At 74.7% G+C, this 24,896-nt stretch carries 22 protein-coding genes and 1 pseudogene; 8 read left to right on the top strand and 15 right to left on the bottom strand.

Annotated features, from left to right (window positions below; genetic code table 11):
• Positions 1-3 precede the first annotated feature (3 nt).
• Both ACIRSU_RS06810 and ACIRSU_RS06805 read right to left on the bottom strand, forming a co-directional pair.
• Complete coding sequence (locus ACIRSU_RS06810) at positions 4-2,205, bottom strand: phage holin family protein (protein WP_403789645.1); 2,202 nt, start codon at positions 2,203-2,205, stop codon at positions 4-6.
• 134 nt (positions 2,206-2,339) lie between these two features.
• The gene (locus tag ACIRSU_RS06805) at positions 2,340-2,744 is read right to left on the bottom strand and encodes a hypothetical protein (RefSeq protein WP_403789644.1); all 405 of its coding nucleotides are present in this window, start codon (positions 2,742-2,744) and stop codon (positions 2,340-2,342) included.
• A 179-nt stretch (positions 2,745-2,923) separates the two neighbouring features.
• Between ACIRSU_RS06805 and ACIRSU_RS06800 the strand changes: the two genes are divergently transcribed.
• Together ACIRSU_RS06800 and ACIRSU_RS06795 are read left to right on the top strand one after the other, a co-directional pair.
• Complete coding sequence (locus tag ACIRSU_RS06800) at positions 2,924-3,700, top strand: MBL fold metallo-hydrolase (RefSeq protein WP_403789643.1); 777 nt, start codon at positions 2,924-2,926, stop codon at positions 3,698-3,700.
• A 325-nt stretch (positions 3,701-4,025) separates the two neighbouring features.
• Complete coding sequence (locus ACIRSU_RS06795; protein ID WP_403789642.1) at positions 4,026-4,685, top strand: DedA family protein; 660 nt, start codon at positions 4,026-4,028, stop codon at positions 4,683-4,685.
• Here the strand turns inward: ACIRSU_RS06795 and ACIRSU_RS06790 are convergent.
• The 3 genes from ACIRSU_RS06790 to ACIRSU_RS06780 all read right to left on the bottom strand — a co-directional run bounded on the left by ACIRSU_RS06790 (position 4,665) and on the right by ACIRSU_RS06780 (position 8,316).
• Positions 4,665-5,765 carry an MBL fold metallo-hydrolase gene (locus ACIRSU_RS06790; RefSeq protein WP_403789641.1) on the bottom strand — a complete coding sequence of 367 codons (1,101 nt, stop codon included), beginning with the start codon at positions 5,763-5,765 and terminating at the stop codon, positions 4,665-4,667. The genes ACIRSU_RS06795 and ACIRSU_RS06790 overlap by 21 nt on opposite strands.
• 46 nt (positions 5,766-5,811) lie before the next feature.
• Entirely contained in the window at positions 5,812-7,056 is a 1,245-nt protein-coding gene (locus ACIRSU_RS06785; RefSeq protein WP_403789640.1) for an aminotransferase class I/II-fold pyridoxal phosphate-dependent enzyme, read from the bottom strand.
• A 90-nt stretch (positions 7,057-7,146) separates the two neighbouring features.
• Positions 7,147-8,316 carry a sulfite oxidase gene (locus tag ACIRSU_RS06780; RefSeq protein ID WP_403789639.1) on the bottom strand — a complete coding sequence of 390 codons (1,170 nt, stop codon included), beginning with the start codon at positions 8,314-8,316 and terminating at the stop codon, positions 7,147-7,149.
• Positions 8,317-8,435: 119 nt separating this feature from the next.
• On the opposite strand from ACIRSU_RS06780, the gene ACIRSU_RS06775 reads away from it, so the two are divergent.
• Positions 8,436-8,969, top strand: a complete 534-nt coding sequence (locus ACIRSU_RS06775) for a GNAT family N-acetyltransferase (RefSeq protein WP_403789638.1) — start codon at positions 8,436-8,438, stop codon at positions 8,967-8,969.
• 212 nt (positions 8,970-9,181) lie between these two features.
• A complete protein-coding gene (locus tag ACIRSU_RS06770; protein ID WP_403789637.1) occupies positions 9,182-10,036 on the top strand; it encodes a class I SAM-dependent methyltransferase in 855 nt (284 codons plus the stop codon).
• On the opposite strand, the gene ACIRSU_RS06765 is transcribed toward ACIRSU_RS06770, so the two are convergent.
• Positions 10,037-12,016: a DUF5107 domain-containing protein gene (locus ACIRSU_RS06765; RefSeq protein ID WP_403789636.1), complete on the bottom strand. Its 1,980-nt coding sequence runs from the start codon at positions 12,014-12,016 to the stop codon at positions 10,037-10,039.
• A gap of 127 nt (positions 12,017-12,143) precedes the next feature.
• Here ACIRSU_RS06765 and ACIRSU_RS06760 point away from each other — a divergent pair, with 127 nt between their 5' ends.
• Complete coding sequence (locus ACIRSU_RS06760) at positions 12,144-12,476, top strand: DUF6204 family protein (RefSeq protein ID WP_403789635.1); 333 nt, start codon at positions 12,144-12,146, stop codon at positions 12,474-12,476.
• Positions 12,477-12,619: 143 nt separating this feature from the next.
• On the opposite strand, the pseudogene ACIRSU_RS06755 reads toward ACIRSU_RS06760, so the two are convergent.
• From ACIRSU_RS06755 to ACIRSU_RS06745, 3 genes and pseudogenes are all read right to left on the bottom strand, one after another.
• Positions 12,620-13,150: pseudogene (locus ACIRSU_RS06755) on the bottom strand (GNAT family N-acetyltransferase); the annotation flags it as partial.
• 222 nt (positions 13,151-13,372) lie between these two features.
• Positions 13,373-13,720 carry a hypothetical protein gene (locus ACIRSU_RS06750; RefSeq protein WP_403789634.1) on the bottom strand — a complete coding sequence of 116 codons (348 nt, stop codon included), beginning with the start codon at positions 13,718-13,720 and terminating at the stop codon, positions 13,373-13,375.
• Positions 13,717-13,959 (bottom strand): lipopolysaccharide assembly protein LapA domain-containing protein, encoded by a 243-nt coding sequence (locus tag ACIRSU_RS06745; protein WP_403789633.1) that lies wholly within the window; start codon positions 13,957-13,959, stop codon positions 13,717-13,719. The genes ACIRSU_RS06750 and ACIRSU_RS06745 overlap by 4 nt, the downstream gene beginning before the upstream one ends.
• Positions 13,960-14,137: 178 nt before the next feature.
• Between ACIRSU_RS06745 and ACIRSU_RS06740 the strand changes: the two genes are divergently transcribed.
• Together ACIRSU_RS06740 and ACIRSU_RS06735 are read left to right on the top strand one after the other, a co-directional pair.
• A complete protein-coding gene (locus tag ACIRSU_RS06740; RefSeq protein WP_403789632.1) occupies positions 14,138-14,896 on the top strand; it encodes a GntR family transcriptional regulator in 759 nt (252 codons plus the stop codon).
• Between the two features lie 382 nt (positions 14,897-15,278).
• A complete protein-coding gene (locus ACIRSU_RS06735; protein WP_403789631.1) occupies positions 15,279-16,388 on the top strand; it encodes an adenosine deaminase in 1,110 nt (369 codons plus the stop codon).
• A 313-nt stretch (positions 16,389-16,701) separates the two neighbouring features.
• Here ACIRSU_RS06735 and ACIRSU_RS06730 read toward each other — a convergent pair whose 3' ends face one another.
• A complete protein-coding gene (locus ACIRSU_RS06730; RefSeq protein WP_403789630.1) occupies positions 16,702-16,896 on the bottom strand; it encodes a hypothetical protein in 195 nt (64 codons plus the stop codon).
• Between the two features lie 80 nt (positions 16,897-16,976).
• Between ACIRSU_RS06730 and ACIRSU_RS06725 the strand changes: the two genes are divergently transcribed.
• Positions 16,977-17,210, top strand: a complete 234-nt coding sequence (locus ACIRSU_RS06725; RefSeq protein WP_403789629.1) for a hypothetical protein — start codon at positions 16,977-16,979, stop codon at positions 17,208-17,210.
• 415 nt (positions 17,211-17,625) lie between these two features.
• Here the strand turns inward: ACIRSU_RS06725 and ACIRSU_RS06720 are convergent, their stop codons facing one another.
• The 5 genes from ACIRSU_RS06720 to ACIRSU_RS06700 all read right to left on the bottom strand — a co-directional run bounded on the left by ACIRSU_RS06720 (position 17,626) and on the right by ACIRSU_RS06700 (position 24,822).
• Complete coding sequence (locus tag ACIRSU_RS06720; RefSeq protein WP_403789628.1) at positions 17,626-19,419, bottom strand: CocE/NonD family hydrolase; 1,794 nt, start codon at positions 19,417-19,419, stop codon at positions 17,626-17,628.
• 167 nt (positions 19,420-19,586) lie between these two features.
• Positions 19,587-20,546, bottom strand: a complete 960-nt coding sequence (locus tag ACIRSU_RS06715; protein WP_403789627.1) for an LD-carboxypeptidase — start codon at positions 20,544-20,546, stop codon at positions 19,587-19,589.
• Positions 20,543-22,531, bottom strand: a complete 1,989-nt coding sequence (locus ACIRSU_RS06710) for a prolyl oligopeptidase family serine peptidase (RefSeq protein WP_403789626.1) — start codon at positions 22,529-22,531, stop codon at positions 20,543-20,545. Before ACIRSU_RS06710 ends, ACIRSU_RS06715 begins: the two co-directional genes overlap by 4 nt.
• Positions 22,532-22,646: 115 nt before the next feature.
• Positions 22,647-23,996, bottom strand: coding sequence for a M20/M25/M40 family metallo-hydrolase (locus ACIRSU_RS06705; RefSeq protein ID WP_403789625.1), 1,350 nt, complete (start codon positions 23,994-23,996; stop codon positions 22,647-22,649).
• A complete protein-coding gene (locus tag ACIRSU_RS06700; RefSeq protein ID WP_403789624.1) occupies positions 23,989-24,822 on the bottom strand; it encodes a M55 family metallopeptidase in 834 nt (277 codons plus the stop codon). Before ACIRSU_RS06700 ends, ACIRSU_RS06705 begins: the two co-directional genes overlap by 8 nt.
• Positions 24,823-24,896 lie beyond the last annotated feature (74 nt).

Genomic DNA, 24,896 nt, shown 5'->3' with positions numbered 1-24,896 from the left:
AAATCACCCGTGTTTGTCCCGTACGGCGGGCCCCTCGACCGGAAGAAATGCTTCCGCGTCCTCGCTCGACGGGGAAATCTCCAGCGGCACCTGAGGGCCCTGACTCTCCCGCAGCCAGCCCCGCAGCACCTGGTGCACCTGCTCCGCACCCACCAGATCCGCCGGCGGCGGTGTCAGCTCGCGCGGCCAGAGCAGGAAGGGCTGCGTCTGCTCGCCGCCCAGGCCGCCGTGCGAGCCGATCTGCTCCTCGAAGGCGTGCACGGTGCCGGCCTCGGGGTCGTACCTCGAGTTGACCATGATGTCCGCGACGTGCGGGAAGCCGTCGGTGCGCCGCACCGCGTCCGCGGCGCCCGGGCCGAGGCCGGCGAGCGGTCCCTCGTCGTCGGCGAGGCGGGAGAGCGGCACCTCGACGAGTTCACCGCCGTCGCGGCCCAGCACCACCGAGCCGTGCGCCTCGCTCGCCACCAGCAGGAAGCCGATCCCCGGGTGCGTGGCGAGGGTGCGGAGCAGCGCCGGGTGGAGCCGGTCGATCTCCTCACGGGTCATCCGGTGCGGCACGCCGGGGAAGGAGACCAGACCGAGGTTGCCGGAGGCGAGGACGACCGGTGCGGGCGCCCGGGCCGCGGCCACGGCCGCCGCCTCCTGCCCTTCCGCGCCGGCCTCGTCCGCCTCGTCCACCGGCCGGTGCAGGGCGCTGCGCAGCGCTTCGCGGGCCGCGTCGCGGGCCTCCGAGCCGCCCCCGGACTCCGTCCCGGGGCGCCCCCGGCGCGGACGGCGCACCCGGCGGCGCGGCCGGCGCGGCACGGGCAGCCCGCAGCCGGCCCGGACGAGCTCCTTCAGCGTCAGCCCGTAGGCGGCCTCGAAGGTCTCCCCCGGGCTCTGCCCGTGGTCGGAGAGGAGCACGATCCGGTACGGGCGGGGCGCGTGCTCGGCGACCTTGGCGATCAGCGCGAGCGCCCGGTCGAGCCGGCCGAGGACCTGGTCGGTGTCGCGGCCGCGCGGCCCGGAGTGGTGGGCGACCTCGTCGTAGGCGACCAGGTCGGCGTAGACGGCGGTGCGCCCGGCGAGCATGTCGCCCATCACGGCCGCGACCACGACGTCCCGCTCGACGACGGTGGCGAAGGCCCGTACGAAGGGGTAGAGCCCGCCGCGCGAGACCCGCGGCGACTCGCGGCGCAGCCGGGCGCGGACCGCCTGGCCCATCTCCCGGACGGCCTCGGCGACGAAGGAGCCGGCGGTGCGGACGGCGTTGGCGGCGTCGGAGAAGTACGCGAAGTAGCCGGCGCGCGAGCGGTTGCGGCGGCCCCTGCGGGCGGCCATCGACAGGACGAGCGCGAGCTGGTCGGCGCCGCCGCTGAAGAGGTTGCCGCGGGAGGCCCCGTCGACGGTGAGCAGCCCGCCGTCGCCGGTGCGCTCGACGGCGCGGCGCTGGAGCTCGACGGCGCTCGCGGGCCGGTTGGAGACCATGAGCCGGCCGGTGTCCTTCTCGTACCAGCGGAAGGCGGGCACGTCCTCGTTGGAGCCGTGCAGGATGCCGAGCTGGCTGGCGCCGGTCTGGCTGGACCAGTCGGTGCGCCACGGGGTGAGGGTGTGGCTGCGGGCGAGCCAGTCGGCGACCGTGGGCATCCGGCCGGCGGCGACGGCGTCCGTGAGCACCCGGTGGCCGACGCCGTCGAGTTGGAGGAAGACGGTGCCGGGCACGGTCTCGGCGCCCTCGCAGGCGACCCGGGGGCGTTTGCGGTCGGTGAGCCGGTAGATCCGGCGCCGGTAGGCCTCGTCGTCGCGGACGGCCAGCGCGGTGGAGGTCGCCGAGGCGACGGCGGACATCACCGCGGCCACCACGACGGCGGTCTCGGGGGTGGCGGCGCCGCCCCCGTCGGGGATCAGCCGGAGCGCGAGGAGCAGCAGCGAGCCGTTGAGGAAGAACGCCAACAGGCCGAGCACCAGGGCGGGTACGAGCAGCAGGGCGCGCACGAGCAGCGGCCAGACGAGCGCGGAGAGCAGACCGAAGGCGCCCGCGCCCCAGGCGGCGGTGAGCGCGATCTGGGTGACGCTGTCGCCGTCGGCGGACTGCAGCTGGAAGTCGGGCAGCAGTCCGGCCAGGACGAGCATGGTGAGGGTGGACACCGCCCACACCGTGACGACCCGCAGCAGCGCGCTCCCCGCGCTCCGCCAGCGGCCGGGACCCCCGCGCCTGTCACCCACGCCGCTCACCCACACCGCTCACCCACGCCCGGTTCGCCTTTCACCCGTTTCCTGCCTCAAGCGTGGCACAACGGGCCCGGACTTCCGCCGCGATGGGGACGATGGGGACAACGGGCAGGGAGGCGAGCGCCGCCTCAGGAGCCGTCGTACCCGGCGGTGGGCATCGACAGCCTGCGGTGCACCCCCGCCTTCATCGGCGCGTCGTACGCGGGTTCGTCGAAGCCCGCGGTCTCCAGGCGCACCCCGCGCCGCGCGCACTCGTCGAAGAAGCGCGGCACGTCTGTCAACGCGCGGGCGAGCACCCGCTCGTTCGGCGCGACGAAGAGGTTCACGGCACCCTCGTCGACGTCCGACCACAGTGCCTCGTGATCGGGCCTGATGCCGTAGCAGAACAGCTTTCGCGTCACCGTGTAGCCCTTGTCACCGGCCCAGCGGTCGCACATCGCGTGCTGGGTGCGGGTGTCGACCAGAAAGGGGTCGTCGTCGAGCTCTTCGAGCGGGGTGAGGCTGGCGATCGCCGCCACCCGAACGTCGTCCATGGAGCGACCCTACTGCGTCACCGGGCCCCCGAGGAGGGGTCCGGTATACCAACTGGGGTCGGGCCGGTGAAGACCGGCCACACCGGCGGCTCCGGACATTTACTCTCGTTACGGAAGGGTCCTGACCGGGAAGCCCCGGCCGGGGCCGGCGGGCGGCGACGGGAGAGGGTGGCGCGCCGGTGGAGGTCACCTGGTGGGGTCATGCCACGTGCACGGTCGAGGACTCCGGGGTCCGCTTCCTCACCGACCCGCTCTTCGCGCGCCGCCTCGCCCATCTGCGCCGCAGGCGCGGCGCGCCGCCGCCGCCCGAGGCCGCCCGCGCCGAGGCCGTCCTCGTCTCCCATCTGCACGCCGACCACCTGCATCTGCCCTCCCTGGCCCGGCTCGCCCCGGGCACCCGGCTGATCGTGCCGGGCGGCGCCCCGCGTGCCGTGCCGGCGCTGCGCCGGCTGCTCCGCGAGCGGGGCCTGCGGATGACCGAGATCATGCCCGGCGAGGCGGTGGCCGTCGAGGGCGTGACCGTACGGGCCGTGCCCGCGCGGCACGACGGGCGCCGGCTCCCGGTCGGCCCGCACCGCTCGCCCGCGCTCGGCTACGTGGTGGAGGGCGAGGCCCGCACCTACTTCGCCGGGGACACCGGACTGTTCGACGACATGGCGGAGGCGGTCGGCCCGGTCGACGTGGCCCTGCTCCCGGTCGGCGGCTGGGGCCCCTACCTCGGACCGGGCCACCTCGACGCGGGCCGGGCCGCCGTGGCACTCGCCGCGCTGTCCCCGGCGGCCGCGGTGCCGGTGCACTACGGCACGTACTGGCCGATCGGCCTGGACGCGGTCCGGCCGCACGAGTTCCACTCCCCCGGCGACGAGTTCACCCGCCACGCGGCCCGGCTCGCCCCGAAGGTCGCGGTACACCTGCTCGGCCACGGGGAGCGGGTCCGGCCGGAGGTGGCGCGATGAGGCGGGGCGGAAGCCGGCTCGGAGAACTGAGCGGGCCGGGACGCGGCCGCGGGCGGGCGGGGGCGGGCGTCGGCAGGGCGACGCCCTGGAGTGGCATCAGGCCGAGGCGGCCAGGTGGCCGCGGGCCGACGCCGCCGACCACCCGCACGCCGGCATGGTCGGATGGCCGCGGGCCGACGCCGCCGACCACCCGCACGCCGGCATGGTCGGGTGGCCGCAGGCCGACGCCGTCGAGTAGCCGCAGGCCGCCGAGACCGGCGCGGCCGGGTCGCGGGAGGCAGACGCCGTCGAGTGGCCGCAGGCCGACCCGGTCGGGTGGCGTCCTGTGATCGACCGTCTCGTGGCGGCGGTGCGGGAGCTGCCGCCCGAGTCGACGCAGCAGGCCGTCGGTTATCCGTCCCTCTTCCTCCTGGTCGCGCTCGGTGCGCTGCTGCCGGTGGTGCCGACCGGCGCGATCGTGAGCTCGGCCGCGGTGGTGGCCTTCCACCAGACGGAACCGCTCTCGCTCCTCTTCGTGTTCCTGGTGGCGTCCTGCGCCGCGTTCCTGGGCGATCTCGCGTTGTACTGGCTGGGGCAGCGCGGGGTGCGGTCCCGGGGCGGCTCGCGGTGGCTGGCGTCGCTGCGCGGCCGGGTCACGCCGGAGCGCCTCGCGCACGCGCAGGAGCGACTGGAGAGCCACCAGGTGTCGGTGCTCGTGCTCTCCCGGCTCGTGCCCGCCGGGCGGATCCCGGTGATGCTGGCGTGCCTGCTCGCCGGCATGCCGCTGCGGCGGTTCGCGCGGGGCGATCTGCCGGCGTGTCTGGCGTGGGCGGCGACGTACCAGCTCATCGGCATTCTGGGCGGTTCGCTCTTCCCCGAACCCTGGGAGGGCGTGGTGGCGGCGGTGGGGCTGACGCTGCTGATCAGCGCGGTGCCGCCGGTGTGGCGGCGGCTGCGCCGGCAGCGCGGCGAGACGCCCGCCGCGTCACGCGACAAGCACGCGTGAGGCCCCGACTCCCAGGTCCCACAGGTCCTCGCGGGCCAGTCCGGCCTTCTCCCAGGCGGCTCGGACACGGGTGAGGGGTTCGAGGACGGGCTCGGCGGAGAGCACGAAGGTGGCCCAGTGCATGGGGGCCATCCGGCGCGCCCCGAGGTCCTGGAAGGCCCGGACGGCCTCCTCCGGGTCGGTGTGGACGTCGCCGAGCCACCAGCGCGGGTCGTAGGCGCCGATGGGGAGGAGCGCGAGGTCGATGCCGGGATGGCGGCGGCCGATCTCGCCGAACCAGTGGCCGTAGCCGGTGTCGCCCGCGAAGTAGACCCGGCGGCCGGCCCGGTCGCGGAGCACCCAGCCGCCCCACAGCGAGCGGCAGGTGTCGCGCAGGGTGCGCTTGGACCAGTGGTGGGCCGGGACGAAGTCGAAGCGTACGCCGCCGAGTTCGGCCGCCTCCCACCAGTCGAGCTCGGTGACCCGGCTGAACCGGCGCCGGGTGAACCAGCGGCCGAGCCCGGCGGGGACGAAGACGGGGGTGCGGCGCGGCAGCCGTTTCAGGGTGGGCGCGTCGAGGTGGTCGAAGTGGTTGTGGCTGATGACGACCGCGTCGACCGGCGGGAGGTCCTCCCAGCGGACGCCGACGGGAGTGAGCCGGGCCGGTGTGCCGAGGATGCGGCGCGACCAGACGGGGTCGGTGAGCACGGTGAGGCCGCCGATCCGGACGACCCAGCTGGCGTGTCCGGCCCAGGTGACGGCGAGTGTGTCCGGCCCGGCCTCGGGCAGCGGGCCGGGCTCGAAGGGCAGCCGCTGGATGTCCCGGAGCCCTTCGGGCGTGGGGCGGACGGCGCCCTCGCGGGCGAACCGGGCCATGGCGCGGACGCCGGGCAGCGGTGCGGTGAGCCGGTCTGCGAAGCTGCGCGGCCAGTCGAGGCGCAGCCGGCCGACGGGCTGGAGCACGGACGAGGGCGGCGGGGCGGGAGCGACGGGGTCCGGGGCAAGGGGAGCGACGGGGTCCGGGGCATGGGGAGCGGCGGTGGTGTGCGGGGTGCGGGCGGAGTGCGGGGCCCGGGGCGGCCGGGCCGTCTGTTCCGTCATCTCTGCTGCCTCCGTCTGAATGCTGCGGTTCTTTCACGTGGCCTTGCTACCGGGAGAGTCGGGAGAGTTCGTCGAGGGTGGCTCCGAAGCGGCCCAATGCCGCCGCCACGTGCGGCAGTTCCTCGGGGGCCGGGGCGGTGAGGGCCTCCGTCCGTTCCTCTTCGGTGGCTCCCAGGAAGGCGGCGGTGTCGAACCTGACGCGCAGCGCGCCGAGTTCGTCGCCGAAGCGGTGGCCGCCGGGCACCGGGGTGTCCAGCCGGGCCGTGAGGTGGTTCTCGAGTTCGAGGGAGTCGGTGACGCCGTGGGTGGCGAGTCCGGCGCGCAGCGGACCGAGGTCGGCGTAGAGGTGGCGGCCGGCCTGCGGGGGCCGGGCGAGGGCGCCCGCGGCGAGCACGGCCCGGTGGGTGGCGGCGGCCACCCGTCCGTGCAGGCGGGCGGTGAGCCGGGCCCGTACGGTCACGTCCTCGGGTTCGTCGAGGGCGTGCGCGGCGGCGGGCGCGAACGGGCCGGGTACGAGGGCGCCGAGCGCGGTGAGGATGTCGAGGGTACGGGCCCGGGGGTCGCCGTAGCCGTCGGCGCGGGCGACGGCGGTCGGCGGGAAGCGGGCGACGGCGCAGGGCCAGGCGGCGGGGGTGAGGGCGCCGGCCAGGTCGGTGAGGACGGTGACGTCGTCGGGGCACATCTCGGCGGGGCTGAGCAGCACGGTGTCCTGGGGCCGGTGCAGGGTGTCGCGCCAGGTCTCGTCGCTGATGATGTGCAGCCCCTCGGCGACGGCCGCCTCGCACGCCTCGCGGAGGATCTCGGGCGGGGCGACGGTGGCGGTGGGGTCGTCGGCGACGGAGAGCAGCAGCAGCCGGGGGTGGCCGCCCTCGGCACGGACCCGGCGGACGGTCTCCAGGAGGGCGTACGGGTCGGGCACGCCGCCGCATTCGGCGGGGGTGGGCACGTGGTAGGCGGGGCGGCCGAGGAGCCGGGCCTGTGGGGTCCACCAGGCGGGGCAGGGCCGGGGCAGCAGCAGGTCGCCGCCGTGGGCGGCGATCAGGGCGAGGAGCAGGGGCGGGGCGCCGGGCGCGGCGACGACGTCCTCTGCGTGGGTGCGCAGGCCGCGCCGCCACCAGTAGCCGGCGGCGGCCTCGCGGAGGACGGGTCCGCCGCCGGGCGGTTCGGGGGCGGTGCGGTCCGCGGCGGCGGCGAGCACGGCGGTGAGGCGGGGCAGCACGGGGAGTCCCGGCTCCGGCGCGGGCGGCCCGTATCGCACCGGGCCGCGGCCCTCCGGGGCGGTCTGCCGCATGTCCCGAACCTCCCGAACCTCCGCACTTCCGTACCGGCGCAGTTGCCCGCTACAGAGCCCTTTATACGGAGGTTCGGGAGGGTTCGCTCCTCAGACGAAGGTGAGGGGGTGCCGGACGATCGCGTTGAAGAGGTATCCCTGGGTGTTGTGCACGGCCCGCTCGGGCTGGGTGTTGCCGGCGGCGTCCGTCACCCGGGAGAGCAGGGTGGCGGGTCCGGTGCGGTGCGGGTGCCAGGGCGCGGTCCAGCGGACCCAGCCGTTGGGGCGCGGGGCGTCGAGCAGCCGGGCGGGCCGCCAGTGGGCGCCGCCGTCGACAGACACGTCGACCTGGCGCACGGGCGCGAGGGCGGACCAGGCTCGGCCGGTGAGCCGGTGCGTGCGGCCGGCCTCCAGGGTGGCGGCGAAGGGCAGCTCGTACGCGCTCTTGAGGGTCTGCCGGGTGAGCGGGGCGCTGCCGCCGGGCGGATACGCCTCGCCGAACATCCGGTAGTAGTCGGTGTTCCACGGCGAGGCGAGCGGGGTGCGGGACACCTCGATGTCGCCGAGCCACTTGATGGAGGCGATGCCGATCCAGGACGGCACGACGAGCCGGACCGGGTGCCCGTGGTCGTACGGGAGCGGCTCGCCGTTCATCTCGTACGCGAGGATCACGTCGTCGAGCGCCTTGGCGACGGGCAGCGGGCGGCGCACCCGGCCGAGGCTGACGCCGCCGGTGACGTACTCGTCGTCGAGGCCGCGCGGCATCACGTCGACGGCGTCGGAGGCGATCCCGGCGAGCCGCAGCACGTCCGAGAGCCGCGCGCCGCGCCAGCGGGCGGCGCCGATCGCGCCGAGCGTCCAGGGGGTGCCGGTGACCGTCTCGCCCTGCTGGGCGGCGTAGAGGCTGCGGCCGTTCCCCGCGCACTCGATGACAGCCGTCCGGGTGACGGCGGGCAGGTCGCGCAGCTGTCCGTAGCCGAAATGCACGGGACTGCGGCCGTGCAGCCCGTCGCCCCAGACGGTGAGACGCCAGTCGGCGGCGTCGAGGACGGGGGTGGAGGTGTGGTTGCGGACGAAGAAGCGCGCGTTGGGCGTGAGCAGGCCGGTGTCGGCGAAGGACTCGTAACGCGCCTCGGCGTTGGTACCGCGGATCGTGAAGTACTCGGCCGGCAGCGGCTTGACGATGCCGGAGGCTGCGGCGGCCGGGACGGTTCCGAGCGCGGACAGGGCGGGCGCGGCGGCGAGCGCTTTGAGGAGGGTACGGCGGGCGGGGGCAGTCATGTGGGTCAGGGTAGGGGCGAGGTGGGGGCGCGGGCGGCCCGTTCACCGGCCCGTCACGTAAGGCTCCGTCAAGTCGCGGCACCTCGGCGTCATACGAGGCCATGGGGCAGCCTGTACGGATGACCGCACCCGACCTGACCCTGCTCACCGCCGTCCCGCTGCGCAGCGCCCGCCTCGACCTGGAGCCGCTCCGCCCCGACCACGCCCCGGAGATGGCCGAGGCCCTCGCCGACCCCGCCCTCCACACCTTCATCGGCGGCGCGCCGCTCCCCGAACCCGCCCTCCGCGCCCGCTACGTCCGTCTCCTGGCCGGCCCGCCGGACCCCCGCTCGGCAGCCTGGTGCAACTGGGTGCTGCGACTGCGCGAGAACGGCGCGGCGATCGGCACCGTCCAGGCCACGGTGACGTCCGACGCCGCCGAGATCGCCTGGGTCCTCGGCACCGCCTGGCAACACCGAGGCCTGGCCCGCGAAGCCGCGACGACCCTGGCGGCCTGGCTCCGCGAGCAGGCCGTGCCGACCCTGGTCGCGCAGGTCCACCCGGACCACCACGCCTCGGCGGCGGTGGCACGGGCGGCCGGCCTGGAGCCGACGGAGGCGTTCGAGGACGGGGAGCGGAGATGGGAGTGGCACCGGCAGCCCGGCGTCGCCTGAACTCCCTTTTCCTGAGCCCCCTTTCCCGAGCCCCCCTTCCCTGAACTCCCCTTCCCTGAACTCCCCTTCCTGTACGGCCTGTTCAGAGGGAGCGTCCACATATCGAGAACGAGGTCTCATGATGCGAATGATCGGCGTACGGTGATCACCACGCACCACACCGCACCACGCAGCACACACCACCGCACCCACTCAGCCCTGGGAGCCCAGCCATGCCTCACGCCGACAGAGCCGGAACCGGCAGGACCGCGTCGTCCGCCCCGCACGAGACCGCCGTCTACACCCACGGACACCACGAGTCCGTCCTGCGCTCGCACGCGTGGCGAACCGTCGAGAACTCCGCCGCCTATCTGATCCCCGAGCTGCGCGCCGGGCTGGACGTTCTGGACGTGGGTGCCGGGCCGGGGACCATCACGGCCGATCTGGCCGCGCGGGTCGCGCCGGGGCGGGTGACGGCGGTGGACACGGCTGAGGACGTGCTGGAGAAGGCGCGGGCGGCCGCGGCCGAACGGGGCGTGGAGAACGTCGAGTTCGCGGTCGCCGACGTCCACGCGCTGGACTTCCCCGACGACTCGTTCGACATCGTGCACGCCCATCAGGTGCTGCAGCACGTGGGCGACCCGGTGCAGGCGCTGCGGGAGATGCGGCGGGTGTGCCGGCCGGGCGGAGTGGTGGCCGCGCGGGACAGCGACTACGGCGCGTTCACCTGGTTCCCGCAGTCGCCGGGCCTGGACCGCTGGGCCGCCCTGTACCAGAGCGTGGCCCGCGCCAACGGCGGCGAGCCGGACGCCGGCCGACGGCTGCGCGCCTGGGCCCACGAGGCCGGATTCACCGACGTCACCTCGTCCGCCGGCGCGTGGTGCTTCGCCTCACCCGACGAGCGCGCCTGGTGGAGCGGCCTGTGGGCCGACCGCACCACCGAGTCGGTGTACGCCCGGCTGGCCGTCGACGGCGGCCACGCGACCCGCGAGGAGCTGGCCTCGATCGCGGACGCGTGGCGCGCCTGGGGCCAGGAGCACGACGGCTGGTTCATGGTCCCGCACGGCGAGATCCTGTGCCGGGTCTGATCACTCGTCGGCCGGCGGACGCATCCTGAACTCGTAGGCGGCGGGCAGCGGTTCGTCCGTGATACGGGACCACAGCTCGCCCAGTTCCTCCGCGCCCTCCCGCAGGTCGGCCACCTCGAAGCCCGCGTCGAACACGGCGCGGGCCTCGCCCGGCCGCCCTTCGGCGAGCAGCACCCTGGCCTCCAGGCAGCGGAAGGCGCCGCGGGCGCGTACCTCGTCCGGGAGGCGGTTCAGGACGGCGCGGGCGTCGGCCGTGCGGGAGGCGTCGAGCAGGGCCGGAACGGCCTCGCGGGCGAGGGCGGCGGTGACGACCGGGTCACCGCCGTCCCGGCCCCGGACCTGCTCGTCGAACGCCTCCGCGTACCGCTCGGCGGCCCGTTCCCTGTGCCCGTCCTCGCGGTCGGCGACGGCCAGGCAGTAGAGCAGCGGCCAGCGCTCGGCCGCGTTCTTCAGGCCGCGCTCCCAGCTCCGTACCGCCTGGGCCAGATCGCCCGCGGCCCACTGCGCGACGCCGAGGTGGTACTCGGTGACGGGATCGGCGGGCGCGGTCTCCAGCATGTCGCGCCAGGCGTCGGCGACCGGGGTCGACCACAGGGCGGCGCCGGGCTCCTGGACGGGGAGCGCGCCCGTACGCAGCAAGCCCACCCACGGCCGCTGTTCCTCGCCGATCAGCGAGTCCGGAAACGGCGTGCCCGGCAACTCGTAGCCCCCGCGCAGCACTTCGAGTGCGCCCCAGCCCGATCCGGTCGCGAGCAGCGGCCCCGGTTCGGCGTCGGCGCCACTCGCCCGCCACTCCTCGTACGCCGCGTCGACCTCGGCGCGCGGCAGCGCCTCGGCGAGGGCGTCCTCGACGCTCGCGCGCGCGGCCGCCCAGTCGGGGCCGTGCACCGCGGCCGGATCGGTGCGCAGCGGCCCGTACACCTCCAGCCAGGAGACCTCCTCCCCCGCCTCCAGCGGCGGGTGCTCCAACTGGGTGCGGGCGAGCCCGGCCTGGATCTCGGCGTAGCCCGGCGTGCCGGGCTCGGTGAGCCACTCCTGCCAGCGCCGGCCGCCGGGGCCGGTCCCCCACACGAAGAGCTTGCGGCCGAGCAGCCCGTCGGTGGACGTCTGCACGAGCCCGGTGCCGTCCTCGTCGAGCGCGGCGATCCAGCGCCGCTGTCCGTCCGGCAGCGCGTAGAAGTAGTCGGCGGCGTGCGGGGAGTTCAGGGGGTACGTGCGGTCGGCGCCGTCGGTCGTACGGGGCACCGGGACGCGGCGCAGGGCGCGTTCGTAGCCGTGGTGCCAGGCCGTCTCGGCGGGGGCGAGGATCCGGCGGTCCTCGGGGACGGCGGTGTTGGACCACCAGTAGCAGGGCACGGTCCGCTCGTGCGGGTTGCGGATGCGGACGGCGACCCGCAGGTGCTCGGCGCCCTCCGGCAGCCACAGGTCGACCTGGAACGGCAGGTCGCGCAGCCGCTCCCACTCCCAGAGCCGGAGCATCTCGCCGCCGTCGGGCGCGCGGACGACGGCCGCGTGCAGCGGGGCGCAGGAGAGGGTGCCGTGGCCGCGGGCACCGATGTTCCACTCGATGCCGCCGGAGAACCAGGCCCCGTTGAGGGCGAACGCGGCGGGCTGCAACACCGGGTTGCGGTAAAGGAGTTCGCGGCCGGTCGGCTTGTGGAGGAGGGAGTGGACCCGGCCGCCGAGGCCGGGGAGCACGGTGACGCGGAGCCGGTCGTTCTCGATCACGATCGTGTCGAGCTCGGTGGGGGTGCGCTCGCGCCCGTACCCGTCACGCACCCGGGTCGGGAGCAGGGTGCGCAGCGCGCCGCGTCCGAGCTGCCGGGCCATGTCGCGGGGCAGCGCGGCCCGGTCGCGCGCGTCGACCGCGGGGATTCCGGCCCTCGTGAGCAGACGGAGCGCGGGCAGCGGGTTGTCCGGGCCCAACGGCGCCGCGGGCAGGGTGAGTACGGCACGTCGTACGGTCGTCATGTCGACCATGGAACACGCCGGAACCACCGCTGGCCAGGGGGTGGACAACCCCCTCGGGAGGGCTTGACCGAGAAATTCCGTTGCGGTGTGCACACGTCGACCTAGGCTTGGTCCGTTACCGAGAGAGGCGCGGAGAATGAGCGAGCAGCACACCTACCGGGTGATCGTCCGGGGCACCTTCGACGGACTGTCGGAGGAGAGCCGCACGCGGCTGCTCGCCGAGGTCGACGAGCACGGCCTGTCGGCGATGACGTTCACGGAAGAGGGCTCGCTCACCTACGACCGCGCGCTGAAGCACTTCTCGTACCGCCTGGTCGTCGTCTCGGACGCGGCGGACGGCGAGGAGATGGCGGGCGCGCTCGCGGAGGACCGGGTGGAGACGGCCCTCAAGGAGCTGGGGCACGGTTACAAGGGACTGAGGTCCTCGGTCACCGACCTCGACACGATGAAGATCAACTACAAGCGCTGAGGCTTGCCGCCGACGGTGTCGGCGGTGTCGGCGGTGTCGGCGGTGTCGGCAGTGTCGGCGGTGTCGGCGGTGTCGGCGGTGTCGGCAGCAGTGGCGGTCCCAGCAGCGGCGGCGGTAGCGGTAGCGGTAGCGGCGGTCGTGCCGGCGGTGATCGCCCAGCGCTCGTGGTCCCGCCACGCCCCGTCGATGAACAGCATCGCGGGCGAGAACCCTTCGAGCCGGAAGCCGGCCCGCCGCACCAGGGCGCGGGAGGCGGTGTTTCCGGGCTGGATGTTCGCCTCCAGGCGGTGCAGCCCGAGCGGCCCGAAGGCGTGCGCGAGGACGAGCGCGAGCCCTTCGGTGAGCAGCCCGCGCCCGGCGGCGTGCGCGAAGGCGCCGTAACCGAGCGCGCCGGAGAGGAAGCCGCCGCGCACGATGTTGTTGATGTTGATGAATCCCGCGATCGACCGGTCGGCCGTCTCACAGACGAGGAAGCCGGCCCTGCCCGGGTTGCCGGTCAACTGCCCGGCATAGGCGGCGTACGCCTCTGCGGTCAGCGGCGGGAAGAGCCAGGGCGCGTGCAGCTCACGGCTCTCCCGCGCCCGCGCGGTGAACTCCTCCGCGTCGGCGGCCGTGAACGGCCGCAGCCCGACGCGGCTCCCGACAGCGACGTAGTCACCGAGATCACCAGGCATGGGTCCAGCCTACCGACGGAGATCACGGACCGACGGCGGCGAGGGGACCCCAGTCGCCCGGCCCGACCACGACCCGCCCACGACCCACGCCCCGCCTCCGTTCGCAGGCGGCGGAGCCGGAGCCCGCGCTGGCGCCGGAGCCCGCGCTGGCGCCGGAGCCCGCGCTGGCGCCGGAGGCCACGCCCTCAGCCGGAGCCCGCCGCACCCGGAGCCGGAGCCCGCTCAGCGTCGCGCCGCCGTCACCCGCGCCGGGCACGTCTCGCCCTTCTTCACGACGCCCACCACCACCCGACCGCGTGCCTGGCGCGGCGTTCCCGGCGCCGGGTGCTGCGTGCAGACGCGCCAGTGGGGCGGCCAGAGCACGCGCCGGTCGGCGCCCGCCACGTCGTGGACGTCGAGGCGGGTGCGCGGGTCGAGGCCGGTGAAGACCCGCCAGAGGCCCTGGCCGAGGAGGTCCGGCGTGGCCTGCTCCTCGGGGGTGTCGGTGGCGGCGAGCGACTCCGCCGAGCTGACGGCGACGGCCGCGAGCGCGAGGAGCGCACCGGCGCCGAGGACGGTCACGCGTCTCACTTGCGCCTCCGGGCAGCGAGGTAGAACCCGCAGAGCGCGCCGAGCAGCGTGGTGGCGAGCAGCGCGAGGTAGAGCGGCATGGACACTTCGGGGATCAGCAGCCTGACCCGCACCTGCCGGGTGTTCTCGAAGATCAGGACGAGCGTCAGGACCGCGACGGCCGCCATCGTGATCCGGCCGGGGGTCACGACTCCACCGGCCCGGGCCGGGCCCGCGCTCGATGTCTCCCTGGGGCTCATGGCCGGCCCTCTCCTCCGTCGTCCCGTCCGTCGTGGGTCCCCCCAGGATGGGCCGCTTTCCGCCTCTCGGCGCCTGCGGAGAGGACCGTACGAGTGACTTGTCAGACAACGCGGGCCGACTACGGTAGTCGGAGGAAGGTACGGAAGGTACGAGCAGGAGCCAGCCCGAGGAGGTCCCGTGGCAGCCGGCGGACAGCGCGGACAGCAGCGACGCCCGGTCGTCGCGCTCTACGAGCGGATCGCGGACGCCATCCACGACGGCACCTACCCGCCGGGCTCCGCCCTGCCCTCCGAGCCCAAGCTGGCGGGCGAACTCGGCGTGAGCCGGCCGGCGCTGCGCGAGGCGCTGCTGCTGCTGCAGGAGGACGGGCTGCTCACGGTGCGGCGCGGGGTGGGCCGGACGGTCAACGCGCACCCGCCGCGGCGCGGTTTCGAGCACGTACAGGCCCTCGAGGAGCTGCTCGGGGCGGCCGCGCCGCTCCGTGTCCGCGGGCTGCTGCGCACGGTCGAGGAGCCCACCGACTTCACCACCCAGCACCTGCTCGCCCCGGCCGCGGCCGAGCTGCGGTTCTGGGAGTCCGTGCTGGTCGGAGAGGCCGGCCCGGCGGCGCTCAGCCATGAGTGGGCGGCGGCCGACGAGGTCCTGGAGCGGGCCCATCCGGCCTTCGCCGAGGCCCTGCGCGCGACGGCCGCGCCGGACCGCACCTCCATGCTGGCGGTGCTCGCGGGCGCTTCGCGGGGCGTGCCGCTCGCGGGGCACAGCGCGGTCACGGCGACGCTGCTCGGCCGCCGCAGGGGCGAGCAGCTGGGCCGCTCGGCCGACACCCCGGCGGTGCTCGTCACGCAGGTGGTACGGGTCGACGGCACCCCGGTCCTGGCCGCCAAGCACATGCTCCCGACAGGCGCGCCCGCGCTGCCGCTGCTCCAGTCGAACTGAGGCGCTCGGAACGGTCGAACCGAGGGCCGGCCGGGACGCCCGCCGCGGGCGGCGTGCGGCGCGCCCAGCGCGTCGGCGGCGTTGCCAGCGGCGGGCGACGGGGCGGCACACCGAGCATGTCGGCATCGTCGCCGTCGTCTTCCTGGGTGGCGTGCAGCGCCCCGAGCGCGTCGGCGGCGTTGCCAGCGGCGGGGCGGCGGGGCGGCGCGCCGAGCGCGTTGGCGCCGTTGCCGTCGCCGTCCTGGGCGGGGTGCAGCGCCCCGAGCGCGCCCTTGCCGTCGCCGTCCTGGGCGGCCCGCGGCCACCACACAGCGGCGGCGGGCCGCCGCCCGTCGCCACCGTCACATCACCACCCGCCCTGGGTGGCGTACACTTCCCGGCCATGCACTTGTCTGACAACCTCACCGCTGCCGCCTCCCCCGTCGCCTCCCCCGTCGTCGCCGACTGGATCCGGCAGGCCCCGAAGGCCGTCCTCCACGACCACCTCGACGGCGGACTCCGCCCCGCCACGATCGTCGAGCTGGCGCGCGCCTGCGGGTACACCGGGCTGCCCACCGAGGACCCGGCCGAGCTGGCGGTCTGGTTCCGCGACGCCGCCGACTCCGGCTCGCTCGAGCGGTACCTGGAGACCTTCGCCCACACCTGCGCGGTGATGCAGACCCGCGAGGCCCTTGAGCGCGTCGCGGCCGAGTGCGCCGAGGACCTGGCTGCCGACGGGGTCGTCTACGCCGAGATCCGCTACGCCCCCGAGCAGCACCTGGAGGCCGGGCTGACCCTCGACGAGGTCGTCGAGGCCGTGAACCAGGGCTTCCGCGAGGGCGAGCGCCGCACCGGCGGCCGGATCACGGTCCGCACCCTCCTCACCGGCATGCGCCACACCGACCGCTCGCTGGAGATCGCCCGGCTCACCGTCGCGCACCGGGACAACGGCGTGGCGGGCTTCGACATCGCCGGCGGCGAGATCGGCAACCCGCCGGCCCGCCACCTGCCCGCCTTCCAGCATCTGAAGCGCGAGAACTGCCACTTCACGATCCACGCGGGCGAGGCCGTCGGCGCCGAGTCGATCCACGAGGCCGTGCAGGTCTGCGGCACCGAGCGGATCGGCCACGGGGTGCGGATCACCGACGACATCGCCGAGGACGGCACCCTGGGCCGCCTCGCCTCGTACGTCCGCGACAACCGCATCGCCCTGGAGGTCTGCCCGACCTCCAACCTCCAGACGGGCGCCGCCAAGGACTACGCCTCGCACCCGATCGACGAGCTGCGCCGCCTCGGCTTCCGCATCACCCTCAACACGGACAACCGTCTGGTCTCCGGCACGACCATGAGCGAGGAGTTCCAGCACATGGCCGACACCTTCGGCTACGGCCCGGAGGTCTTCGAGGAGTTCACGATCGCCGCCCTGGAGTCCGCCTTCCTCCCGCTCCCGGAGCGCCGGCGCCTGATCGACGAGCTGATCCGCCCGGGCTACGCGGCCCTCGCGACCGCCTGACCGACCGGGTCGACCTACCCCGGCGGCGTACGCCTCCGAGACGTACGCCTCCGGGGACGTACGTCTCCCAGGACGTAGGAGCCGGTCGCGTACGGGCCCCCCTCCCTCGTACGCCACCGGCCCGGCCGGCCCAGGCCGGCCCGCCCCGTACGGACAGAGCCGCCCGCACGAACGAATCCGGCCGTACGAACGGATCCGGCCTCTCAGCCGGCCGCTTCCGCTTCCGCCTTCGCCTCGGCCCGCGCGACCGCCGGGGCGATGGCCCGCTCCACCGCGAGCCGGCCCTCGCCCGCGTCGCCGAGGCGGCGGACCATCAGGCGCACGATCGCGTGGAGAAGAGGGCCGGCCCGCAGGGCGTCCACTGCTCGCGGTTGTCCGGGCCGAGCAGGAAGTCGAGGACGGCGTCCGGCTCGGCCGGCACGAAGCGGAACTCGGTGTGCTCCCACTTGTCGTCGACGCCCCGGCTCCAGCGGTCCCGCAGGTCCGCCTCGCTCGGGTCGGGCAGCACGGCCAGGGAGAAGGCGGCCCCCTGGTGGTGGCCGAGGTCCCTGCCGAGCGACAGCAGTTGACCTCGCAGGCTTCGCTCCGATGCACCGCCCGTTCCTCGCGCAGTGCGCGGCGGGCGACCCCGAAGAGGTCGGGCACGCCGTGCTTGAGGTCGCTCGCCGGGCCGTCGACGGCCCGGGCGAGGACCGGATGGTCCCGAACCGCGGCTTCGACGTGCACCAGGTCTTCGCCGCCCCGGCCGCGTCGGAGCTGCTGGTCGCGGTGGTCGGCCGGGAGCGCATGGACGTCCTGCGGCTCGACGAGCGTCGTGGCTGACGCCGGCCGCCACCGACCCGGATGGTCGTCTTCCCGTACGACTGGCGCCTGTCGAACCGGCACTCGGCCGCGCTCCTCAAGGTCTTCGTCGAACGGGAGCTGGCACGCTGAACGGAGGAGTGCCGCAGACGGGGCGAGACCGGCGAGCGCGCGCCGAAGGTCGTCCTCGTCTGCCGGGCACGGACGACGGCCGGTACCGTGCCGTGTTCGATCCGCCGCCGGGCCTCTGGCTGGTCGACGTGGAGGCCCCGCGGGTGCCCACCGCGCCGGTGCAGCAGGAGACGGTCGTCGTCCTGGACTGACGCGGTCGGGCCGGCGCCCTTCGCCCGGCGTGCCCGGCCCGGCCTCCTCGGCCCGACCTCCCCGGGGCCGGCCTGCCCGGCCCGGCCTCCCCGGGCTGTCGGCCTCCCAGGGCTCAGTCCACCCGGCCGTTCACCAGCGGCAGTTCCAGGGTCCCCGTGTCCTCGGGGGCGCTGGTGACGGTCACCGGCTTGACGCCCCGGTTGCCGAAGTAGGCCGTGTCGCTGGCGGCGATCACGAACTCCAGGCGGTGGCCGGTCTCGTAGCGGTGGACTATGCCGGGCAGTTCGACGGTGAAGGGGCGGGTGACGTCGGGTACGCGGACCGGGGCGACGAGGCGGTTGACCAGGGTCTTCGTGCCGTCCGGGGCGATGTCGTAGAGCTTGGCGAAGAGGACCAGCTTGTCGGCGGCGTCGCCGGAGTCCTGGACGCGTTCGGTGCGCGGCGAGATGACCTTCAGGGTGGCGCGCGGCGAGCCGACGAGGTCGGCGGGTGCGGTGAGCGGGGCGCTGCGCCAGCCGAGGTAGGTGCCGGCGATGTCGTACGGCTGGGGGTCGGGCAGTCCGATGAGCCCGGCGAGCGAGGACTCGGAGTGACTGGTGGGCACGAGCCAGTTGGCGTACTCGCGCGAGCCGCGCACGACCTTGGCCCGGTTGTCGACGAGCTTGCCGTCGCCGGACAGGTAGAGCTGCCGGCTGAGCGCGGGGACGCGGGCCGCGGTGCCGTAGCCGCTCTGCCAGTCGCGGTAGTAGGCGAAGGCCGGTCCCGTGTCGGTGGCTCGGTCGTCGCGCAGATAGCGGTCGAACCAGGCGAGCACGCGGTGCCCCACGTAGCTCGACTCCAGGTTTCCCTGGCCGAGGTCGAGTTCACCCGGCCGCTGTCCGCCGCTGTGTCCCCAGGACTGCCAGATCATCTTGGTGTCGACACCCTGCCTGCGGAGCTGGTCGTAGCTGTCCTGGGCCTCGTTGAGGTTGAAGAGGCTGTCGGACTGGCCCTGGACGATCAGTGTGGGGGCCTTGACCTTGTCGAGGTACGAGACGGGGGACACGCTGCGCGCGAAGGCGAGCATCCTGTCGGTGGCGGCCTGCGGGTAGCTGCCGGAGTTGAGCAGCCGGACGGTGTCGCAGGCGTCGGTGACGAAGTGCAGACAGCCGAGGGAGTTGATCCGGCTGGGGTCGAGGGAGGGCACGAGCAGCGGCTGGCCCTCGCCCATGAGGTAGAAGCCGTTCGCCCACTGCCATTTGAAGACTCCGGGGGTGGCCCGGTCGGCGTTGTTGGGGGCGAGGGAGTAGGCGAGGTCGTTCCAGGTGATGAGGGGGACGAGCGCGTCGAGGCGGGGGTCGGTCGCGGCGGTGGCGAGCTGGATGGCGCCGCCGTAGGAGCCGCCGATCATGCCGACGCGCGGGTCGCCCGTCCCGTCCCGGGTGACGAAGTCGGCGCGGGTGCCGTCGTCGGCGGCACGGGTGCCGGCGAGGAAGTCGACGAGCCGGGCGGCGGCCTGGCCGTCGATGCGCGGGTCGTTCAGGGAGATCAGACAGCCGCTCTTGCCGAAGCCGAGTCCGGAGTAGACGAGCCCGACGTACCCGCGGGCGGCCACGGCCCTGCCGATGGCGTCGGTGGTGCCGTCGCTCTTGCTGCCGCCGAAGCCGTTGGTGGCGAGGACGGCGGGCGCGGGGTGGGCGGCGTCGACGCCCTCGGGCCGGTAGAGGTCGGCGTCGACCGCGCAACTGCGGCCTCCTGCCTGGACGGTGAAGCGTAGCGGGGTGACGGTGTAGGCGTACGTGCCGGGCTCGGCGCCCTGCGCGGGGGCGGCGAGGGCGATCGGCGCCGCCAGCACCGCCCCGGCCGTGAACGCGAGGACCTTGCGGGATCTTGGCAGGACACGAGCACGGGGACGGGGACGGGACACGGGGACCTCCAGACCGAGGACGCGCGAACGGCCTACTTACCGGTAGGTACGGGGCGCGCCCATGGTGTGACACGTGTCAGAAGGCCGTCAACGAGCCTGACAAAGGTTGTTGACGGAGATTCAGCGAAAGGTCACCGCCGCACTGCGCGCCGCCGTGCGGCTCGCCTTCAGCTCAGCGCCGGTACGTCCAGGGTCAGCGTCCCCGCCTCCGCGTCCAGGACCCCGGGTATCCCGAAGGGCACGGTCGGCGCGCTCTCGTGGTGCCCGAAGCCCATCCGCTCCACGACGGGCACACCGAGACCGCCGAGCCGGTCGGCGAGCACGGCGCGCACCTCCTCGTACGGCCCGCACTCCTCCCAGGAACCGAGCCCGATCCCGGCGACGCCGTCCAGCCAGCCGGAACGCAGGAGTTGGGTGAGGATCCGGTCCAGGCGGTACGGCTCCTCCCCGACGTCCTCCAGGAGCAGCAGCCCGCCGCGGGCGGAGCGCCGGGCGTGCGGGGTGCCGAGGTCGGCGGCGAGGAGGCTGACGCAGCCGCCGAGGGTGACGCCGTGGGCGCGGCCCGGCACGAGGGCGGTGGCGCTCTCCAGGCCGAGGGTGCGCACCGACTCGGGCTCGAAGAGGGTGGCGCGCAGCGACTCCTGCGTGCGGGCGTCCTTGAGGAAGGCCTCGGCGGCGACCATCGGGCCGTGCAGCGTGGCGAGGCCCAGGCGGACGGCGAACGCCTCGTGCAGGGCGGTGACGTCGCTGTAGCCGACCAGGACCTTGGGGCCCGCGGCCCGTATCGCGGTCCAGTCGAGCAGGTCCACCATGCGCTGGGCGCCGTAGCCGCCGCGGGCGCACAGCACGGCGGAGACGCCGGGGTCGCACCACGCCTCGGTGAGGTCGCGGGCGCGGTCCTCGTCGGTCGCGGCGAGATAGCCGAGGGTGGGGTGGCCGGCCAGGACGTGCGGGGCGACGACCGGGTCGAGGTCCCAGCCGCGCAGGATGTCGAGGCCGGCCTGGAGCCGGTCCTCCGGGATGGGGCCGCTGGGCGCGACGACGGCCACGCGGGCGCCGGGGCGCAGCCGCGGCGGCCGGAGACACGGCTCGGGGGCCCCATGGGTCCCACGGGTCACGGGGGTCATTTCCTCAGCTCCAGGCGGGGGACGTCGGACCGCTCGATGCCGAAGGTCTGGGCGTACAGGGAGAGTTCGGCCTCCAGCGCTCGGATCAGCGTCTCGGCCTTCCGGAAGCCGTGCGACTCGCCCTCGAAGGCGATGGAGGCGTGCGGGACGCCCCGGCCCGCCATCCGGGCGAGGAACCGGTCGGCCTGTGCGGGCGGGCAGATCACGTCGTCGAGGCCCTGGAGCAGCAGGAAGGGCGCGGTGATCTTGTCGATGTGCTCCACCGGGGAACGCTCGCGGTAACGCTCGGGGACCTCGGCGACCGGGCCGATCAGCCCGTCCATGTAGCGGGACTCGAAGTCGTGGGTCTCGTCGGTGGCCCAGCCGGCCGGGTCGAGGATGGGGTAGAGGATGGTGCCGCAGGCGTAGACGTCGCTGTGGACGAGGGAGGCGGCGGTGGTCCAGCCGCCGGCGCTGCCGCCGCGGACGGCGAGCCGGGCCGGGTCGGCGGTGCCCTCGTCGGCGAGGGCGCGGGCCACGGCGGCGCAGTCCTCGACGTCGACCACGCCCCACTGCTCGCGGAGCCGCTCGCGGTACTCCCGGCCGTAGCCGGTGGAGCCGCCGTAGTTGACCTCGGCGACGCCGATGCCCCGGGAGGTGAAGTAGGCGATCTCCAGGTCGAGGACGAGCGGGACGTGCCCGGTGGGGCCGCCGTGGGCCCAGATCACGTAGGGCGGGCGTTCGCCTTCGGGGCCGGTGACCTCGGGGTGGTGCGGCGGGTAGACATGGGCGTGGACCTCCCGGCCGCCGGGGCCGGTGAAGGTGCGCTCCTGGGGCTCGGGGTAGTACGCGGGGTCGACCGGGTCCTGGTTCGGGGCGCCGATCACCCGGGCGCGGCCGGTGCAGGTGTCCAGCTCGACGACCTCGTAGGCGCTGCGCGGGCTCGCGGCGGCGCCGACGACCCGGGTGCCGTGGACGGCGAGGGTGGCGGCCCATTCGGTCCAGGGCCCGGCGACGTCGACGAGTTCACCGCTCTCCGGGTCGAGTATGCCGAGGGCGCCGGTGCCCTTGCCGTGCACGACGGCGATCAGGCCGCTCTCCAGGGGCTTGAACCAGCTGAGGCCGAGCCGCCACAAGGCTCCGGCGAACTCCTCGGGGCGCGGGCAGAGCGCGACGGGCCGGGCGCCGTCCGCGGCGGTGCGGTAGAGGTTCCACCAGCCGGTGCGGTCGCTGAGGTGGAGGAGCTGCCCGTCGGGGGTCCAGTCGATCTGGGGGACGGACTCGTCGGGGCCGCCGGCGACGGGGCGGGGCCGGTCGAAGGCACCGTCCTGGGTGATGTCGGCGAGCAGGACCTCGGTGCCGTCCCAGGGCATCCGGGGGTGGTCCCAGCCGATCCAGGCGGCCTGCCGGCCGTCGGGCGAGATCCGCGGGCCGGTGACGAAGTGGTGCTGCCCGTCGGTGAGTTCACGCACGCGGGAGCGGTCATCGGCGGCGGAGCCGTCCAGCGGCACGGCGGCGATCACCCGGCGCACGTCGGTGGGCCCGGGGCCGGTGAACTCCTCCAGGACGCACCAGACCTCGCCGTGCTCGGGCCTGAGCACCGGGTCCGCCCAGCGCAGCCCGTCGCCGACCGGCGAGACGGGGGTGAGCGGCCGGGGCGGGGCGCCGTCCGCCGCGTCCGGCTCGTAGGCGTACAGCCGCTGGTCGGGGTGGTGGCAGAAGACGACGAGCGGCGAGCCGTCGTCCCGCACCGTGCCGGCCCAGGGCTGCCCGCCGTACTCGATGACGCGGCTGCGCACGTTCCACGGAGCGGGCAGCACCGACTCCTCGGTGCCGTCGGGGCGGCGGCGCACCAGCGCGCGCCGGCCGCCCTCGGTCGGGCGCGGTGCGGACCACCACACCTCGTCGCCGACGAAGCCGACGAACTCGGGCCGTCCGTCGTGCGCGGCGGCGAGCGCGGCGCCGATGGGCGACGGCCAGCTGCCGTAGGTGGCCGTGGTTGCCATCAGGAATCCCCCCTGGTGCAGATCGCGTGCTTGCGGGTCGTGGTGCGGGTCGGTGTGCCGGTCCGGGTGTCAGGCGGTCCGGGTTTGCCGGGGCCGGGTGTGCCGGGGCCGGGTGTCAGGCGGTCCGGAGGTAGTGGTCGAGGACGCGGACGCCGAAGTGCAGGGCGTCGACGGGGACGCGTTCGTCGACGCCGTGGAAGAGCGCTCCGTAGTTCAGCTCGGGAGGCAGCTTCAGCGGTGAGAAGCCGTAGCCGGTGATGCCGAGCCGGGAGAACTGCTTGGCGTCGGTGCCGCCGGACATGGTGAAGGGGACGACGTGCCCGGCGGGGTCGAAGCGCTCGACGGCGGCGCGCAGCTTGGCGAAGGTCGGCGAGTCGACCGGCGCCTCCAGGGCCACCTCACGGTGGTGGAACTCCCACGTCACGTCCGGTCCGACGAGCCGGTCCATCGTCTCGACGAACTCGTCCTCGTGACCGGGCAGCATCCGTCCGTCGACGTAGGCGACGGCCTGGCCCGGGATCACGTTCACCTTGTAACCGGCGTCGAGCATGGTCGGGTTGGTGCTGTTGCGGACGACGGGCCGGAGCAGGGCGGCGGCCGGGCCCAGCTTCTCCAGGAGCGGCTCGGTGTCGAAGTCGCGGGCGTGCACGTCGATGTCGATGCCGTACACGGCGGCGAGCCCGGCGAGCCCGGCCCGCACGGTCGGGGTGAGCCGGACGGGCCACTCGTGGGAGCCGATGCGGGCGACGGCCTCGGCCAGCCGGGTGACGGCGTTGGCGGTGTTGACCTTGGAGCCGTGGCCGGCCTGACCGTGGGCGGTGAGCTTGAGCCAGGCGGTGCCGCGCTCGCCGGCGCCGATGGGGTAGAGCGTGGTCCGGGGGTCCGGGTGGAAGCTGAAGGCGCCGGACTCGCTGATGCCCTCGGTGCACCCCTCGAAGAGGCCTGCGTGCCGGTCGGCGAGGAAGCCGGAGCCGTCCTCGGCGCTGGCCTCCTCGTCGGCGGTGTAGGCGACGACGACGTCCCGGCGCGGCCTGATGCCCTCGCGGGCCCAGGAGCGGACGACGGCGAGCACCATCGCGTCCATGTTCTTCATGTCGACGGCGCCGCGTCCCCACACGACCCCGTCGCGCACCTCGCCGGAGAACGGGTGCACGGCCCAGTCGGCTGCCTCTGCGGGGACGACGTCCAGATGGCCGTGGACGAGCAGCGCGTCGGCCGTGGGGTCGGTGCCGGGGATGCGGGCGACGACGTTGGTGCGGCCGGGCGTGCGCTCCAGGAGCACCGGTTCCAGGCCGGCGCCGGCCAGTCGTTCGGCGGCGTACTCGGCGGCGGGGCGCTCGCGGCAGTCGCCGCCGCCGCGGTTGGTGGTGTCGATCCGGATCAGTTCCGAGGTGAAGGTGACGACCTCGTCGAGTGCCGTCGCGTCCGGTCCCTGGTCCGTGCCGTCGTCCCTCTCGTCAGCCATACTGCTCCTCCACGGCGGCGGACACGATCGTGGTGACCGCCTTGAACGTGCGAATTGCCTCGTACATCGTCTCGCTGGTGTAGGCGACCCGCCGCTCGCCACTCCGCTCGGCGCCCGGGACCACCGTCGCGACGGCGGCCAGGTGCTCCGCGTCGAACTCCAGCTCCACGGTGAACGGCCCGCCGTGGACCGGCTCGTGCCGCACCGCGAGCGAGGCCGCCTGCTTGGCCGCCGAGCGGATGTCGGCGGCGGTGCGGGCGGGGGTGCGGCAGACCGCCGCGTACCGCGAGACGTGGTCCTTGACGGCGACCTTGAGCGCTTCCGGCGCGTAGCCGAGGGCGTCGTCGCAGGTCAGGTCGTCGCCGGTGACGAGCACGACGGGGACGCCGTACTCGGCGACGACATGCGCGTTGAGCAGGCCCTCGCTCGCCCGCACTCCGTTGAGCCAGACGCCGGTGATCGAGTTGGCGAGGTAGGTGTGCGCGAGGACGCCCTCGGCGCCGGCGCCGGTGTGATAGCCGACGAAGGCGATGCCGTCCACGTCGCCGTGCTGGACGCCCTCGACCATCGAGAGCGACTTGTGGCGGCCGGTCAGCATCTCGGCCCGCTCGTCGAGCCGTTCGAGCAGCAGATTGCGCATGGTCCAGTGCGCCTCGTTGATCAGGACCTCGTCGGCGCCGCCGTCGAAGAAGCCGAGCACCGCCGCGTTCACGTCCGAGGTGAACATCGCACGGCACCGCTCCCACTGCGGGGTCCCGGGCAGCACGTCGGCGGGCCAGGTCACACCGGTGGCGCCTTCCATGTCGGCGCTGATCAGGATCTTCATGCCTGGCACCGTACGCGTCGGGCGGCGGGCCCCACCACCCCTGTGGAAAAGTGTCGGAGGCGTGGACCAGTGGC

It is taken from the genome of Streptomyces sp. NPDC101160, from assembly GCF_044768205.1.
In the GTDB taxonomy this organism is placed as follows: Bacteria; Actinomycetota; Actinomycetes; order Streptomycetales; family Streptomycetaceae; genus Streptomyces.
The sequence above is the reverse complement of the archived record's forward strand: the minus strand, read 5'-3'. Positions and strand labels throughout refer to the sequence as shown.

Excerpts from the sequence above, each read along its gene's own strand:
- ACIRSU_RS06805 (WP_403789644.1), bottom strand. The coding sequence starts at position 2,744 with ATGGACGACGTTCGGGTGGCGGCGATCGCCAGCCTCACCCCGCTCGAA.
- ACIRSU_RS06790 (WP_403789641.1), bottom strand. The coding sequence starts at position 5,765 with ATGACGGAACAGACGGCCCGGCCGCCCCGGGCCCCGCACTCCGCCCGC.
- ACIRSU_RS06785 (WP_403789640.1), bottom strand. The coding sequence starts at position 7,056 with ATGCGGCAGACCGCCCCGGAGGGCCGCGGCCCGGTGCGATACGGGCCG.
- ACIRSU_RS06780 (WP_403789639.1), bottom strand. The coding sequence starts at position 8,316 with ATGACTGCCCCCGCCCGCCGTACCCTCCTCAAAGCGCTCGCCGCCGCG.
- ACIRSU_RS06775 (WP_403789638.1), top strand. The coding sequence starts at position 8,436 with ATGACCGCACCCGACCTGACCCTGCTCACCGCCGTCCCGCTGCGCAGC.
- ACIRSU_RS06770 (WP_403789637.1), top strand. The coding sequence starts at position 9,182 with ATGCCTCACGCCGACAGAGCCGGAACCGGCAGGACCGCGTCGTCCGCC.
- ACIRSU_RS06765 (WP_403789636.1), bottom strand. The coding sequence starts at position 12,016 with ATGGTCGACATGACGACCGTACGACGTGCCGTACTCACCCTGCCCGCG.
- ACIRSU_RS06760 (WP_403789635.1), top strand. The coding sequence starts at position 12,144 with ATGAGCGAGCAGCACACCTACCGGGTGATCGTCCGGGGCACCTTCGAC.
- ACIRSU_RS06745 (WP_403789633.1), bottom strand. The coding sequence starts at position 13,959 with ATGAGCCCCAGGGAGACATCGAGCGCGGGCCCGGCCCGGGCCGGTGGA.
- ACIRSU_RS06735 (WP_403789631.1), top strand. The coding sequence starts at position 15,279 with ATGCACTTGTCTGACAACCTCACCGCTGCCGCCTCCCCCGTCGCCTCC.
- ACIRSU_RS06725 (WP_403789629.1), top strand. The coding sequence starts at position 16,977 with ATGCACCGCCCGTTCCTCGCGCAGTGCGCGGCGGGCGACCCCGAAGAG.
- ACIRSU_RS06715 (WP_403789627.1), bottom strand. The coding sequence starts at position 20,546 with ATGACCCCCGTGACCCGTGGGACCCATGGGGCCCCCGAGCCGTGTCTC.
- ACIRSU_RS06710 (WP_403789626.1), bottom strand. The coding sequence starts at position 22,531 with ATGGCAACCACGGCCACCTACGGCAGCTGGCCGTCGCCCATCGGCGCC.
- ACIRSU_RS06705 (WP_403789625.1), bottom strand. The coding sequence starts at position 23,996 with ATGGCTGACGAGAGGGACGACGGCACGGACCAGGGACCGGACGCGACG.
- ACIRSU_RS06700 (WP_403789624.1), bottom strand. The coding sequence starts at position 24,822 with ATGAAGATCCTGATCAGCGCCGACATGGAAGGCGCCACCGGTGTGACC.